The organism is Pseudoalteromonas gelatinilytica, from assembly GCF_001641615.1.
In the GTDB taxonomy this organism is placed as follows: domain Bacteria; phylum Pseudomonadota; class Gammaproteobacteria; order Enterobacterales; family Alteromonadaceae; genus Pseudoalteromonas; species Pseudoalteromonas gelatinilytica.
Genome location: NZ_LRRU01000020.1, coordinates 285,499 through 301,323 on the forward strand (window position 1 = coordinate 285,499; position 15,825 = coordinate 301,323).

General features: G+C 41.0%; 13 protein-coding genes. 9 read left to right on the forward strand and 4 right to left on the reverse strand.

Going from position 1 to position 15,825, the window contains the following annotated elements; all coding sequences use genetic code 11:
• Positions 1 to 65: 65 nt before the first annotated feature.
• From NH153_RS14280 to NH153_RS14290, 3 genes are all read left to right on the forward strand, one after another.
• Complete coding sequence (locus NH153_RS14280) at positions 66 to 851, forward strand: hypothetical protein (RefSeq protein WP_063704981.1); 786 nt, start codon at positions 66 to 68, stop codon at positions 849 to 851.
• Positions 852 to 962: 111 nt separating this feature from the next.
• Complete coding sequence (locus NH153_RS14285) at positions 963 to 2,345, forward strand: amidohydrolase (RefSeq protein WP_063704983.1); 1,383 nt, start codon at positions 963 to 965, stop codon at positions 2,343 to 2,345.
• A gap of 11 nt (positions 2,346 to 2,356) precedes the next feature.
• The gene (locus NH153_RS14290) at positions 2,357 to 3,583 is read left to right on the forward strand and encodes an amidohydrolase family protein (protein WP_063704985.1); all 1,227 of its coding nucleotides are present in this window, start codon (positions 2,357 to 2,359) and stop codon (positions 3,581 to 3,583) included.
• Between the two features lie 67 nt (positions 3,584 to 3,650).
• Here NH153_RS14290 and NH153_RS14295 read toward each other — a convergent pair whose 3' ends face one another.
• Positions 3,651 to 4,850, reverse strand: a complete 1,200-nt coding sequence (locus NH153_RS14295) for an Nramp family divalent metal transporter (RefSeq protein WP_063704987.1) — start codon at positions 4,848 to 4,850, stop codon at positions 3,651 to 3,653.
• Positions 4,851 to 5,163: 313 nt separating this feature from the next.
• On the opposite strand from NH153_RS14295, the gene NH153_RS14300 reads away from it, so the two are divergent.
• Positions 5,164 to 5,580 carry an MAPEG family protein gene (locus NH153_RS14300; protein ID WP_063704989.1) on the forward strand — a complete coding sequence of 139 codons (417 nt, stop codon included), beginning with the start codon at positions 5,164 to 5,166 and terminating at the stop codon, positions 5,578 to 5,580.
• Positions 5,581 to 5,653: 73 nt separating this feature from the next.
• Here NH153_RS14300 and NH153_RS14305 read toward each other — a convergent pair whose 3' ends face one another.
• Positions 5,654 to 7,501: an ABC transporter ATP-binding protein gene (locus tag NH153_RS14305; RefSeq protein ID WP_063704992.1), complete on the reverse strand. Its 1,848-nt coding sequence runs from the start codon at positions 7,499 to 7,501 to the stop codon at positions 5,654 to 5,656.
• Positions 7,502 to 7,657: 156 nt separating this feature from the next.
• Between NH153_RS14305 and NH153_RS14310 the strand changes: the two genes are divergently transcribed.
• The 3 genes from NH153_RS14310 to NH153_RS14320 all read left to right on the forward strand — a co-directional run bounded on the left by NH153_RS14310 (position 7,658) and on the right by NH153_RS14320 (position 9,860).
• Positions 7,658 to 8,491 (forward strand): alpha/beta hydrolase, encoded by an 834-nt coding sequence (locus NH153_RS14310; RefSeq protein ID WP_240494376.1) that lies wholly within the window; start codon positions 7,658 to 7,660, stop codon positions 8,489 to 8,491.
• A gap of 3 nt (positions 8,492 to 8,494) precedes the next feature.
• Positions 8,495 to 8,890, forward strand: a complete 396-nt coding sequence (locus NH153_RS14315; protein ID WP_063704997.1) for a VanZ family protein — start codon at positions 8,495 to 8,497, stop codon at positions 8,888 to 8,890.
• A 61-nt stretch (positions 8,891 to 8,951) separates the two neighbouring features.
• Complete coding sequence (locus NH153_RS14320) at positions 8,952 to 9,860, forward strand: sensor domain-containing diguanylate cyclase (protein WP_063705003.1); 909 nt, start codon at positions 8,952 to 8,954, stop codon at positions 9,858 to 9,860.
• Between the two features lie 23 nt (positions 9,861 to 9,883).
• Here NH153_RS14320 and NH153_RS14325 read toward each other — a convergent pair whose 3' ends face one another.
• Positions 9,884 to 10,984: a tyrosine-protein phosphatase gene (locus NH153_RS14325; protein ID WP_063705005.1), complete on the reverse strand. Its 1,101-nt coding sequence runs from the start codon at positions 10,982 to 10,984 to the stop codon at positions 9,884 to 9,886.
• A gap of 65 nt (positions 10,985 to 11,049) precedes the next feature.
• The gene (locus NH153_RS14330; RefSeq protein ID WP_063705007.1) at positions 11,050 to 13,539 is read right to left on the reverse strand and encodes a TonB-dependent receptor; all 2,490 of its coding nucleotides are present in this window, start codon (positions 13,537 to 13,539) and stop codon (positions 11,050 to 11,052) included.
• A gap of 308 nt (positions 13,540 to 13,847) precedes the next feature.
• Between NH153_RS14330 and NH153_RS14335 the strand changes: the two genes are divergently transcribed.
• Together NH153_RS14335 and NH153_RS14340 are read left to right on the forward strand one after the other, a co-directional pair.
• Complete coding sequence (locus NH153_RS14335) at positions 13,848 to 14,687, forward strand: type 2 periplasmic-binding domain-containing protein (RefSeq protein WP_063705009.1); 840 nt, start codon at positions 13,848 to 13,850, stop codon at positions 14,685 to 14,687.
• Positions 14,684 to 15,781, forward strand: a complete 1,098-nt coding sequence (locus tag NH153_RS14340) for a hypothetical protein (RefSeq protein WP_063705012.1) — start codon at positions 14,684 to 14,686, stop codon at positions 15,779 to 15,781. The genes NH153_RS14335 and NH153_RS14340 overlap by 4 nt, the downstream gene beginning before the upstream one ends.
• Positions 15,782 to 15,825 lie beyond the last annotated feature (44 nt).

Consider the following 15,825-nt stretch of genomic DNA (forward strand, 5'->3'; position numbering starts at 1 on the left):
CTGTTACATTTAAGTATTAACTCTAGCTTTTCTTAAAAAGGCTAATCAGAGTATAAGGAGCATGAGTGACCACAAAATTAGCAGGCTATTATCAACAAGCCTATGCATCTGAATCAAAACACTTTAATCAATGTTTTTATTGTGGTTGTGAAGCAACTGAGCGAGATTTTTGTCCGCCACTGCATATGCTGCAAAGCATTATAGATTTAGGCGAAGAGGCTGAATTTATATCAATTCCAGCATGTTATGAGTGCTTTGCATTACTGCATAACGAGCGAGTGCTGACGATTGATGGGCGAGTTACAAAGCTTAAAAAGAAACTTTCAACAAAGTATGCAAAAGCGCTGAGAATTTATCACATGTGGCATGAGAGTGAACTTCACGATATGAGTGATGAGTTTGTGCACAGTATTAAAGCAGGCATGAAGTTAGGTGCAGAGGCAGCAGAGCGAGTAGCATTTCAAGGTTATAGCTATGCAACTGAAGATGCCAGTGTCACTATTCGTGAGAAGCGTGCCGAATTTGATGTGCAAGGCAAAGTCTTTTATGACTTTAAAGACGCGCTTAACTACTGCATTAAGGATTTGAACGTAGACAGAACAGAATTCTATAAGCTGGTGGTAGAAGATTATAACGGTGATTTTAACCGTGCTTTAAGTCAATACCGCCATCGACACGAAAAAGTAACTGCAGCAAATGATGCTGATTCACTGATTAAAAGTTTTGCGAAGCAGCATAAACAGAATTCAGACTTTGTAACTCGCACGGTGAAACATTTTATCAACAAAGATCCGAGTTTAACTACCGAAGGTGCGTTAGAGCAGCTATATAACAACTACATAAAGAAATAGAACGCTGCGGGCTGGTTATTCATCTTGAAAATTGGTGACTGGCCTCTTTTGTTCGCATTCACATTAACATTTAGTTAAAGTAAATGAATAATAAAAAGGAGAAACAACATAATGCAAAAATTTGCTCCATCCGTGTTGGTTATGGCGCTTGGTGTCGCGTTAGCGGGCTGCCAAGACAATGGCCCACAAGATCCAAAAGTCTCAATTAACAAAAACCCATACCCAAGCACCTATAAGCCACTTGCATCGCAAAGTACGTTAATCACCAACGCTACTGTATTAACAGGCACAGGTGAACGCTTAGATGATGCAGATGTTTTCTTTGTTGATGGCAAAGTACAACAAGTAGGTAAGGACCTATCTGTTCAAGCAGACAAAACTATTGATGCACAAGGTAAATGGGTAACACCAGGTATTATTGATGTGCACTCACATTTAGGTGCATACCCAACTCCTTCGGTGGCCTCTCACCAAGATGGTAACGAAATGACTAGCCCAGTGACTGCAGAAGTGTGGGTTGAGCATTCAGTATGGCCACAAGACCCTGGTTTTAACCGTGCTCGTGAAGGCGGCATTACGTCGTTACAGATTCTACCAGGTTCAGCAAACTTAATCGGTGGCCGCGGTGTTACGCTTAAAAACATTCCATCGCACACGATGCAAGGTATGAAATTCCCTGATGCACCGTATGGTTTAAAAATGGCGTGTGGTGAAAACCCAAAACGTGTTTATGGTCGTAAAGGTGTTTTACCATCAACGCGTATGGGTAACATGGCGGGCTATCGCACAGCGTGGATTGACGCAACAGAGTACAAGCGCGAGTGGGATAAATACGAAAGTGACTATGCTGCTGGTAAAAACCCTGCAGCACCTCATCGTGACATTAAGCTAGATACGCTAGCGGGTGTGTTAGAAGGTGACATTTTAATTCATAACCACTGTTATAAAGCAGAAGAAATGGCCATGATGATCGATCTCGGTAAAGAGTTTGGTTATCACTCTGGTACTTTCCATCACGGTGTTGAAGCATACAAAATTGCTGACTTACTGGCTGAAAACGGTAACTGTGCGGCACTTTGGCCAGATTGGTGGGGCTTTAAAATGGAAGCCTACGATATGGTTCAAGAGAACGTAGCAATTGTTGATGCAGTTAAAAATTCATGTGCTGTTGTTCACTCAGATTCTGATACAACTATTCAACGCCTAAACCAAGAAGCCGGTAAAGTAATGTACCGCGCGAATGATGTGGGTTACGACATCTCTGAGCAACACGCAATTAAGTGGATCACTTCAAACGCGGCTAAATCACTGGGTATTGATGATAAAACAGGGTCACTTGAAGCTGGTAAGCAAGCTGATGTGGTTATCTGGAACCAAAACCCATTCAGTGTTTATGCAAAAGCTGAACAAGTATTTATCGATGGTGCCAAAGTGTATGATCGCAACGATGATAAATACCAAGCACAAAGCGATTTCATGCTAGGTCAAAAATAGGAGTAACATTGATGACAAAATTAACTAAATCATTAAAGCTGTCACTTGTTGCTGCTGGCTTATTTTCTGCGACAGCAAGTGCTGCATCACTCGCGATTGTCAATGCGACACTACACACTTCAACAGAGCAAGGCGTACTTGAAGGCGCAAGCGTTGTTATTGAAGATGGCAAAATTGTTGCTATTAACCCTGCCTCTATCAACGTGGATACAACGATTGACGCCAAAGGCCAAATCGTAACTGCTGGCTTTATTGGCACAATGAACCAGTTAGGCTTAGTCGAAGTGGGTGCAGTTGATGGCTCACGTGATGGTGGTGACGACAAAGCGGGGATTGATTTTGATCCAAGCCTTGCATTTAATCCTCGCAGTAGCTTAATTCCTTATGCTCGCAAAGGCGGCATTACTCAGGATGTAATTGTACCAAGTGGTGGTGACAGTATCTTTGCGGGTCTTGCCTCTGTGGTTGACTTATCAGGTAGTTTTGAAAGTGTGAATAAAAAGCAAGTTGCACTTGTTGTTCACCTAGGCGAAAAGAGCAAAGGCTCACGTGCTATGTCGATGAAAACACTTATCGACAAGCTTGAAGGCGAAAAGTCAGCTAAAAAAGATGACAAAAAAGAGCCATCGACAGAGCAAAAAGTGCTAGCAGCTGTACTGGCTGGTGATATGCCTCTGATTGCGAGTGTTCAACGTGCATCAGACATCTATGAGCTTGTTAAGTTGAAAGAAACTTATGGCCTTAATTTAGTAATTCATGGCGGTGATGATGCCGTTGTGGTTGCTGATACACTCGCTAAAGCTAACGTGCCTGTGATCATCAGCTCAATGGCAAACTTACCAGGCAGCTTTGACTCACTTCATGCAAACCTTGCTAACGCAGGGAAGCTTGAAAAAGCCGGTGTTAAAGTCATTATTGGTGTTGCGGGTGATTCAAGCCACAATGTATACCAATTACGCTTTGATGCAGGTAATGCTGTGTCTTACGGTATGAGCCAGCAAGGTGCACTAAGTGCCGTAACCAGTAATATTGCGGATGTTTTTGGCTTAAACTCGGGCACGATTGCAAAAGGTAAGCGTGCAAACCTTGTAATGTGGTCTGACGATCCGTTTGATTTTAAAGCTCACGTGAGCAAAATGTGGATCAACGGTGAAGAAGTTTCTACCGAAGCGCGTCAAGACAAACTACGCGACCGTTATACAACTGACTCAACGATGCCTCGCGCTTATACTAAATAAGCGTTCAGCATATGAAAAAGGCCGCAAATTTGCGGCCTTTTTTTAATACATATTTTCAAACTAAAAGCTAAAAAATTAGATTGCTTAGTTTATAAAGGCTAAGGCCAAATATAAGCAGTATTACTGGCACAATCACAAGGTTAAGTAACAGCGAATTAGTGTAGCCTTTCATCACAGATTTTTGATTCACTAACCAAACAAGATAACAGGTCACAATTGGAAGTAATAAACCATTGGCAGCTTGCGCAAAGATAATAACCGCAACTGGATCAAGCCCAAGCGATGCGACCAGCGCACCGAAAACAAGGATGACAATAGCAACGAGTTTAAAGCGTGTATTACTCATTTGCGTTGACCAGCCAAGCATCCCGCAAACAGCGTAAGCACCCGCAAGAGGGGCCGTTATTGCACTAGTAAGCCCGGCCGCACATAAACCGATAGCAAAGAAATAATGAGCCATACCACCTAAAAGAGGTTCAAGTTGCACAGCCATATTTGCCGCTGATATTTTACCAGCGTCGGTCCCATAAAATGCCACTGAGGCTGTCGATAAAATGGCTAACGTAATTATGCCGCCTAAAGTAATCGAAATACTGGTATCAAGATTTGTTTCTTTGATGACTTTGTCGATGTTTTTTGAGCTATCGTGTTTTTCAGCAAGCACGCCTGAATGTAAAAATAGGTTATAGGGCACGATAGTTGTACCAATTAAGGCAAGCACGGTAGTGAGAGAATCCTCTGGTAAGCTGGGTATAAAGCCTTTTAGTACTTCCCCAAGTGGTGGAGCCGCCATCACTAGCGTTGAAATAAACACTAAGCTCATCAACACTACTAAAACAATTAACGCCCCCTCAATGACTTTATGTTTGCCAGTATACAAAAGCACTGCACTTAAAATTGCAATAAGGGGAGTCCAGAGTATTGGGCTTATTGACGGCATTATTTCTTGCAGTCCTAAACTGGCACCAGTCAGATTGCCTGCTTCATAGGCTGCACTGCCAATACCAATTGCACTTATTACTAATATAGCAGCCAGGGCTTTAAAAATTGGTGTTTGAATGGTGGTTCTAAGTGCAGACGCTAAATCAAGTCCTGTAGCCACACCAAGACGAGCAGCCATGGATTGCAACAAAATAGTCGCTACAACAGAGAACAATAAAGTCCAAATAAGAGCAAAGCCAAAATTAGCACCAGCAACACTGGCAGTGGTGATGGTACCTGGGCCGATAAAAGCAGCGGTGACAAGAAGTCCGGGTCCTAAACGCATGATAAAACCTTTTATTATTATTTTTAGTACATTAACGGATAGATAAAACAGCTATCGTTATATAAAACAGATCTTAAGACTATAGAGAGTCGAAGCAAGGGTAAAGTAAAAGAGGTGAGTCGCGTAAAGTTCGCGTGTTAACTAATACCAATCCACTCTGTAAATTTTATATAAAGTGGGTAGCAGTGGCACTGCATACATAGTTTTCAATAAATAGATAATCATTTAAAATCAGTAAGTTATTTTAATTTGTGGTTTGGTTGGTTTTTTGCAAGGGATAGGCATTCATGTTGTTATACAAAAGGAAATGAAAATGCCTGAACTTACTTTTTCAGCATACGCAGCTGTGTATGTTTATCTAATTATGCTGACTATTCAGTGGATAATTGCTTCTGTCACTAAAGCCAAACAACCCAATGCAGTGCCTGGTAAACTCGATAACTCATTAAGCCATGACAGCTTTGTTTTTCGTTCACATCGCACATTTATGAATACATTAGAAAATAGCCCGTTATTTTTAGGTACCGTATTTCTTGGGTTCTTTTTAAACTTGAACAGTAGTGCATTTGCACTGTGTATTTGGATGTATGTGATAGCCAGAATCATTCATATGCTGCTGTATTATGGTGTGGCTACTGAGAAGAACCCAAGCCCACGCAGCTATTTCTTTTTAATCGCTGCTTTGGCAAATAGTGTGATGCTAGTTATGATTGGTTTACGTTTGATTTAAACAGCATTGCTAACAATAAAAAAGGCATTGAACGAAAATTCATTCAATGCCTTTTTTAATAGTGAAAACCTAGCTACTCAACGCCGATAAAGCCACCGGTTTGATGTGACCACAGGGCAGCATAGATGCCACCTTGTGCGATTAATTGCTCATGAGAGCCTTGTTCAACCACGCCACCTTCATCAAGTACAATGAGCCTATCCATTTGCGCAATAGTTGATAAACGGTGTGCAATGGCAATTACAGTTTTGCCAGTCATTAAATCGTCTAGGCTAGTTTGAATCGCGGCTTCAACTTCAGAATCAAGCGCACTGGTTGCTTCATCCAATATAAGAATTGGCGCATCTTTTAGAAGGACTCGTGCAATAGCAATACGTTGACGTTGACCACCAGAAAGCTTCACACCGCGTTCACCAACTTGTGCGGCAAAGCCTTTATTGCCTTTGCTGTCTTCAAGGTCTTCGATGAACTCAATTGCTTCTGCTTGCTTTGCGGCCGCAAGCATTTCATCTTCAGTTGCATCGGGTCTACCATAAAGAATGTTATCTTTTACTGAGCGGTGTAACAGTGAGGTATCTTGCGTCACCATCGCAATGTGCTTACGTAAGCTTTCTTGGCTTACCTCAGCGATGTTTTGACCATCAATACGAATTGTGCCTGAATCAACATCATAAAAACGCAGTAATAAATTCACTAAGGTAGATTTACCCGCACCAGAGCGACCCACTAAACCTATTTTTTCACCCGGTTTGATATCTAGATTTAAACCATTGATAACAGGGCCGCGATGGGTTTCGTTGGCAGCTTTACCATAGTTAAATTGCACATTATCAAAGCATATCGACCCTTTATTAACCTCAAGGGTACTCGCGTTTTCTTTATCATCCACTTCAATCGGTGTTGATAGCGTTTTCATACCATCAGCAACAGTACCAATGTTTTCAAATAGACTACTGATCTCCCACATGATCCACTGTGCCATACCGTTTAATCTCAGTGATAAACTTACCGCAATGGCGATTGCACCAACACTGATGGCGCTAATTGACCATAGATACAAAGAGAGGGCTGCAATACTGAATACCAATAAATAATTTAGCGTGTTAATAGAGAAGTTTAGGCTAGTAACTAAGCGCATCTGCTTGTATACCGGCTGTAAAAACACATCCATGCTATCTTTTGCATATTGCTCTTCTCGCTGCGTGTACGAGAACAATTTGATAGTCGAAATGTTGGTGTAACTATCCACCACACGGCCGGTCATTTCTGAGCGTGCATCAGCTTGCGAGCTGGCTACTTTTTTTAGCTTAGGAACAAAATACATTTGAATAGCGGCGTATAAAACCAGCCAAATCAATAATGGCAACATTAAACGCCAGTCAGATTCTGCGACCAAAAACACCATAGCACCAAAGTAGACCACGATATACATAAGTACATCGAGTAATTTCATCACAGATTCTCGAACAGCTAATGAGGTTTGCATCACTTTTGTCGCAATACGGCCAGCAAATTCGTTTTGATAAAAACTAACACTCTGACGAAGCAAATAACGGTGGGCTAACCAACGGATAGACATAGGATAGTTGCCAAGCAGCGCTTGATGTAACACCGCTGAGTGAAAGAACACGACAATAGGTAACACCACCAGCAACATAATTGCCATTTTTGTCAGTTCAGCCTGCTGTTCAACAAACAAGGTATCCGGGGTGTATTGACCAAGCCAATCGACCAGTTGCCCCATGTAACTAAATAGCGATACTTCTAAAATAGCGAGTGCTGCGGCACTTAACGACATCAGCAGCAATGAAAGCTCCATGCCACGGGTATAATGACGGCAAAAAGCAAATAAGCTATTAGGTGGCTGAGAGGGTTGCTCTTTAGGAAACGGATTAGTCATCCGCTCAAATAAACGATACATACACGACGCTTTTTAAATATCAAAGTGGCCTTACTATACCATTTGAGTGGTTTTTTAGCAGTTCATTTAATTTAAAAACTAAGATTAAAATCTATCAACTATTCAGTTATTTACATCTAGTCTGAGAAATGAAAATATAATAAGAAAAAGGAATTAATGATGAAAAAGTTGCTTTGTACGCTGTCCCTCATTTTCAGCTTACCGCTTTGTGCATACCAAACCGATACCCACATATTTAAGGGTAAAAAAACTGCCATCGAAAAACCTGTAACGGTGACATTACCGGATGGCTATCAAGACTCAAAAAAGTACAATGTTATCTATGTATTACACGGTTACAGTGGTAATCACAGCGATTGGACTAAGCTGACAAACATTGAAAAACTGGCAGACCAATATGATGTCATCATAGTTAACCCAGATGGTAACTTCGGTTCGTGGTATCTCGATTCTGATATCGACAAAAACTCGCAATACGAAACCTACATCGCAGACGATTTACTAAATTATATCGATTTCAAATATTCGACCAATCGGTCTAAAAGTGGCCGTGCAATCACAGGCTTATCAATGGGTGGCTTTGGTGCTTTGCACATTGCAATAAATCACCCAAACCTGTTTGCAGCAGTTTCAGGAATATCTGCTGGAGTTGATGTTAGGCCTTTTAGTGCAGAGTTTGACCTTGCAAAAGTACTAGGCAGTTACGCTGAAAACAAAGAAAAATGGGATAGCATTGCCATTATTAATAACCTTCATAAAATTGCTGCTGGCAATACGGCATGGAAAAAAGGCGCTGATACCTTACCGATTATGCTTGATATAGGCGTTGATGACTTTTTTATTGAGCAAAACCGAGCGCTACACCAGGCGATGTTAAACATGCGCATCCGCCATGATTATGTTGAGCGTCCGGGTATTCATGACTGGCACTATTGGAATAAAGTGATTGCCTTTCAATTTTTATTTTTAACCTCACATATGGCGCCATAAAAGATGTTTCAACGTATTCTTGTGTTAATTGCTATCGGCTTTTTTGGTTTTATTGGTTGGGTTATCTATCTTGCCAATACTGGGCAAAAGTCGGTGTTTTTCGAACTTGTTGCGGCAATTCCTTACGGTGATAAGTTGGGGCATTTTTGCTTATTTGGACTACTTACGCTATTCATCAACCTTGCCTTTAAGTTTAAAACAATGAACGTTGCTGGGCGGCCTATTTATTTAGCTGTGCTGATTGTAAGTACATTTGTGATTTTAGAAGAGCTAAGCCAGTATTTTGTAGAATCTCGAACGCTAGATTTTGTTGATTTAATCGCTGATTTTGCGGGTATTGCCGTATTCAGTGCTTTTTCAGCTTGGCTTTGTAAAAAGTTATATCCAATTAAGGTCTAAACTTTCAGTGACTTGTTAGGTTTCGTCTATACTCAGTGTAGACCTAGCTTAAAAGTTGCGTATGAACATAGATACATCGGATTACTTGTCAGACATTATTGAGCTTCTACTCGATGCAGTATGCGTAGTTGATGCCAAAGGCACGTTACTTTTTACTAATCCAGCCTTTGAAACAATTTTCGGATACGCGCCAGAAGAAGCCATCAATAGAAACATGTTGGACTTTGTTTATCCAGAAGACAGAGCCAAAACCATCAATGCCATTAATCAAATAGTGGTTAATGATCAGCATCCACGATTTGAAAACCGCTGGGTTAGAAAAGATGGCAGAGTAGTGCATGTTTTGTGGTCTGTTTATTGGTCAAAAGAAAAGCAAGTGAGAGTAGCTATTGCTTATGACATTACAGAGCAAAAAAAGCTCGAACAAAAACTGATTTATATGGCAGGGCATGACCCTCTGACCGATCTTCCCAACCGCAGTTTCTTAACCACCCAGCTCGAGGAATCATTGTCAATTGCGAACACCATTTCAACCGTGATTGCAGTACTGTTTATCGATATTGATGGCTTTAAGCAAGTTAATGATATTCATGGTCATGGTGCAGGCGACAAACTCTTAAAAACCATTGCCATGCGTATTCGTCATGTTCTCAAAAAAGAAGACAGTGTAGGGCGCTTAGGGGGCGATGAGTTTGTAGTGATCCTCAATAGCATTAAACATAAAAGAGACGTCATCGAAATGGTTGATGAATTAATAACCGAGATTTGCCAACCCTTAATTTATAACGATGCAGAGCTTATTTACTCGCCAAGTATCGGTGCCGTACTATTCCCTGAGCATTATGGTGACGCAGAATATCTCATTCAGTGTGCTGATAAAGCCATGTACAAAGCAAAGTATGAAGGGGGTAATCGCATGGTGTTTTATAATGATGGAATAAAGTTACCCGGCGCTAAAAACACAGGGTAACTTTGGAGTGAATGCAGTGTTATTTACAATAAGTACTTAGCACGCAGGATTTGAATGTCTTCATCGCTTACGTCTAATTCGGCTTGAATGTAATTAAGTACGCTTCCGTGTTGCTGCTCCATGCTCTCAATTGCAGATTCAAGTAAAGGCTGAGTAACCCCTTTAAGTGGCATCGCTACTTCTTTTGGTAGGCTGGCAAAAAACTGCATCATAGCTGCATATTTTGGGTCCATTTTGCCAGTGTCCTTAGCAAGCATATTTTCAAAATCGAGGTAGTCGTTTGATGCAAGATAGTCATTCATAATTGTCTGTTGATCAACGCCTAGCACAGTTAAAATCAATGCAGCACTGATACCTGTACGGTCTTTTCCTGCCGTACAATGGAACAATAAACCGCCATCTTTATTTACTAAGCGGTCGAACATCTGTGTGTAGTTTTGCTTTTGGTCTTCTACAATTCGCGGGTACATTTGTACCATCACATTTTCGAGCTTTTCACGGCTTAGGTTAGGGTCACGAAGCACTTTGCCGATTTGTCCCATATCAAAGTCCATTTCGTAGTCACGGTCGATGATTTCAACCTTATCAGCAGCCCACACTGTGACTTCTGAATCTCGCTCTGAATTAGCACGAAAATCAACAAGGGTATCGATATTTAAGCTATTGATAAGCGCATAGTCGTCGTTTGTTAGATTCGCTAAAACCCCAGAACGGTAAATTTTGCCCCATTTTACAGTGCGGCCATCTTGGGTTTTGTAGCCGCCTAAGTCGCGGAAGTTACGGCCACCTTCAAGTGGAATTAGTCGCGTTGTGGTCATAGTTACTTCACCATTTTCTGGTTTTACAAAAAAGTAATAACGCTGATGCTTATCACTTGGTGACCAATTAAATACATTGGTAGTAATATCATCAGCAATGAGTGTTGCATTCGTTAAATCTGGTGTTGTTGATACCAGAACATCAACAGCTGCAGAGACATCTTGCTGCCAGCTAATTTGGTAGTTTTCATTATTAAAATTAGTTTGTGCGGATTCAATAGCGACTTTAGGCGTAGTTGCTGTGCAAGCTGCAAGTGTTGATGAGACTAAAGCAGCAATGGCAATTTTTTTAAATATTGTTTTCATGGTTATTCCTTGGCTATTAGTCAGCTCAGAGCGATTAAACTCTGAGCTGAAAATTAAAAAGTAGGTTAGAAGTTGATGCGAACACCCGCCATATAACGGCGGCCGTAGCGTTCAATTTGGTTAGGGGTGGCTTCTGTGCCGATGTAACGCACGTCAATTTCATCGGTAAGGTTGTTGATGTTGGCGTAAAAACTCACATCTGAACCATACACAGGCTCTGCTAATGTGTAACTCAGTGAAAGGTCTAAACGGGTCTGTGCAGCCCAATATTCACCCATGCTGTCGTTTTCTGTGGTTGATAACCAATCATCACGATACTGATAATTTAAACGCGCGGAGAATAGGTCGTTTTCATAGTAAACAGAGCTGTTGAAAATCATGTCTGATGTGCCTGGTAAACTAAAGCTGCTACCTGAAAGCGTGGTAAATTCACTGTCTAAGAGGGTTAGGTTGGCAGAGAAACCAAAGCCATCCCAACTTTCAGAGATAAAATCGCTGGCTTGGCCAATAAAGTTAAGCTCGATACCTTGGAAGTGACCTTCGTCACCATTGATAAACCCTGTGTACTTCCATTGTTCACCGGCAAACTCACTGATGTAGTTACCTGCATCTACATAGGTCGTATCCGCATAAATTACATCATCAATGTGCCGGTAGAAAGCGCCTACTGCAACAAGGCTTGCATCGCCTGCATACCACTCTAATGACATATCAGCGCCGTATGAAGACTCTGCCTCTAAGAACGGATTACCCCCTGAGATGGTTTGCTCTGTGGTATCAATCGATGCTGATGCGCGCCATTCATTGTAAGTAGGGCGGCTCATACCCGTTGAAAGTGCGGCTCTGAATTTAACTTGATCAGATAAATCAATATTTAAATTCACACTCGGCAATACTTCAGTGAAGGTACCAGAATGTTCTCCTTCTGGACCACTGCTGGTGTAGTCAGTACTTTCGATACGTACACCACTGACTAAAGAACCCCATTTGAATTGGTTGGTCACCATGGCATAGGCTGTAGTGATGTTTTCATCAATATTGATTTTGCTGGCGTTATCTGGGGTGACCGTAAGACCACCTGATGCGCTTTCTAAATCTGCTCTAAGCTGTTTATTGTCGAAGTAAGTGCCGTTAATGCTGTTTGTGAAATCTGTATGCCACGCTTGATCAGTTACATAGTCACTTGGATTGATCCCATATAGTGATCCCATGCCACCATTTGTGCCATAGCCCTGTGCTTCACGCTGGTCATGGCCTAGCCCCATTTTAAAGGTGTTGTTAAGCCCTGCGAAAGCAAAGTCAGTTTCTGCGTCTAGCTTAAATTGCAGGCTATCAATCGATAACGCACTGCCGTAAACCAGCAGCATTTCGTAGCCATAGTCTATATCGTTAAGTGAAGTGCCTGGTGCAAGTGTGACAAGAGGGTCGTTAATATCTGATACATCATAGCTTGCGACCGCAGCGCCATATAAACTGTAAGGCAGGGGTAAAAACACATCGTTTTCGGTTTTTGTGAAGTTTGTACGCGCTTCTAAAAACCAATCACCTAACTGGAGATCAGCGCCGAGTGTGTTGGTCCATGTTGAGTTTTCATATAAACCATACTCTAAAGAGCGGCTTACCATGGCAAGACCTGTGCCTGTTTCACCGGCAGCTAGATTGCTGCCCGCAGCTTCTGCACCGCCTGCAAAATCAAACACATACTGGTTACGCTCTTCGTGATCTTGGAATTTGCTGTACAGCGTACTAAAGAAAAAACGGTTCATTGAATCGCTCGGACGATATTCAAATCGACCACCATAGGCTTCGTCTTCGCGTTTTACTTTATAGCTACGCATATCAAGTTCGTTAACAACTAGCTCAGAATCCACTTGTTCTAAGTCGAATTCGCGGTTATCCGTGATTTGTTCACGGCTGTTTTGTGATGCGAATAAACTAATACCTACATTTTCGCCTGACCATGACGTTCGCACTGAAAACTTACTAATATCACCATCTCCTAATGCTTGATTACCTAAACCTACATCAGTGGCTAGTGAGAAACCCTCGACATCAAACGGGTTAAAAGTTTCGATATTAATAAAACCAGCAATCGATTCGCCTGGCATATCAGGCATAATTGCTTTATTGGCAGATAAACGACTAGTAATAACAGACGGGAAGCTGTCAAAACGCGGAATACGGCCATTTTCAGCGCCAGGAATGGTCATGCCATCTATGGCAATTGTGGTGTAACGAAATGGTGCACCGCGAAAGTTTATATAGCGGGCTTGGCCTTGATCGCGTTCGATAGCAAGGCCCGGAACGCGACCTAATGAATCTGCTAAGTTTTGGTCAGGAAAGCGGCCAATGGTATCAGCAGCAACAATATCAACAAAGTTAGAGGCAGATTGCTTTGCCATGATAGCTGCTTTTTGGCTGTCTTTTATAGGGGATGCAACAGCAACGACTTCTTCTATTTCGTTATAGTCGTTTGTCTGTGCTGCATAGCTATACGACGATGAACAGGCAAGTACTACGCAAGCCGCTAATCGATTTCGAGCAAATGGTGTCACTTGAATACTCCGGGTTATTTTGGATGTTTTAAAAAGTTGGGCAAAGAATGGAATAGAAATATTGCAGTTTGGTTAAACTGGCATCGTTATAAAAAACAGGGATATCTTTTAAATTTTAGTGTTTATTAAACAATGAGTTGGTAAATTTTAGAGATGTCTTTTTAGTTAATTTACTTAACCAAATAAGGGGACATGAAAGGTTAAATTTGATGTTTTTATGACAAATAAACTAACCCAATCGTTTTTCATAAGTTTGTAATACAAATGCTATAAATTAGTCATTTAAAAGACACCTTTAACAATAAAAAATGCCACGTAATTTTGTTTTCACTATTTTAAGACTGCTTATTGCCACACTGGTTTTACTGCCTGCCATGGTGTTTTTAAGCCAGCAAACAATTGAGCCTGTGGTTTTAAAAGAGCAATACAGTTACAGCTGCAAAGTAAAAAATACGAGCGGTAAAAAGCATTTTCATATTTATATGCCGACTAATTGGCAGGTTGAAGAGTTTGCGCAGACCTTATGCGATACGTTGCTCGCTAAGCAGAGTTTTGAAACTGTCACTGTGTATTGGCAACCCAGAGAAATGCTAAGTACAGAACAATTACTCAGTGACAATTATGCGCTTTTTCTAAATCGTGATTATGCCTTAAGTGGTCTACTACCAAATTGGGATGATTTTTATACAGCAATATTAAGCTTGCCAAGTTATCAGATTTCATGGTTTTCACATCAAGACAATATGCAGCTTTCAGCAAATTCATTAAAGAATAAACGAATAGGTTTACTCGAAGACAAGCGCAGTGAGTCTGGTTATTTAGCCCCTATGAGTGAATTAAAACAGTTTGGTCAAGGGCTTGATAATGCACAATTGGTTTTTTACCCAAATAGAGAAAGTTTGGTTAATGACTTCTTGGCAGAAAAACTCGATATTATTCCGAGTGTCGGTCACCATGGGCAATTAAAGCGTTGGCCAGCTTCAAAAACACAGCCTTTACAGCATGTTTCATCAACCTTATCTTGGTACCTTAATGATCAATATGCTGATTTAGCGCCGTCGCTTGTAACCTATTTACAGCAATATCAGTCAAGGTTGTTAAAGGTTCATACCACGCATCCTTATAGTCTCGATAAGGGGCTAAGATGAATTACTTAAAAGCCCTTGTATTATTTTTACTTATTTTTGTTGGGCTGATTTATTTATCTGGCCAAAATGCTAAGCAGCAACTAATGATGACACTTGCAGAGCAGCTTCCTCAGGTTGTTAACCCTTCACTCAATAATGCCATAGATGAAAGCCAAGAACTTTCGCGCATGAGCCACTCACTAGTAGATGATTTACATGACATTACTTTTGTATCAAAGCTACCGGTTGACTTAGTGGCCTCTTTGACTGTAGCTGAGTTAAACCTAAGTAAAACAAAGCTTTCAGGAAGTAACACACTTAACTGGCAATTTGGTAATCACACTCTCTATGCAAGCATTGATAGCTCGGTTAACTTTAACTACTGGCTGGTGGCATTTTGGGCAGGTGCATTTACTGCACTAGGTCTACTTATTGATTATTTGTTCACGCTTATTTTTAAGTTTCAACCTTTCAGGCAAAAAGTATCTATACCTGATGCAGTAAACTCTGGGAAAGATAAGTTAAGCACAGCTATTGAAGAGTTACGCTGGTTTGATGGTTTAAAGCAACAGGGTTTAATAAAGGGTTTAACGGCACAGCAAGAATTACAATTGGCATCGATTAAAGAGCAGCAACAATGTTGGTTTAGCATAGCCCTAAAGCAAGGTTTAAACATTGAACAAGCATTAAAAGCAGCAGAGGCTGATGATGCGTTATGCTTTGACTTAGCAAATCAGCAAGTAATTATTCATGGTGTGCCCATCCGGCTTTCAAAGACACCTTTACTTTATTATTTTTGGTATGCAAAAAGAAAGTTTGAAGCCGAGCCTGCTTATTTAAATCCGCCACAGGGTAAACCTGATCATAAAAATGGCCAGCAGCTAGCCAAATTAATGCAGCAGTATGGTGGTCACCAAAAAGCGATACGTGATCTTGATGAAGGCTTAAAAGGCAAAACCTTAGATCAAAACCGCAATAAAATTAAAACTGAGCTGCAACGCGTGCTTGAAGGATTGGCATGTGATTATCTTTTTGATAGTGAAAGGGACGAGCGAACTGCTCGCTATCGTTATAGCTTGAAGTTACCAGCGTCTAAATTAAAGCTTGGCCCGTAGTTTTAACCTAGTAATTTGTTTTCTAACTCATAACTATTGCGCGA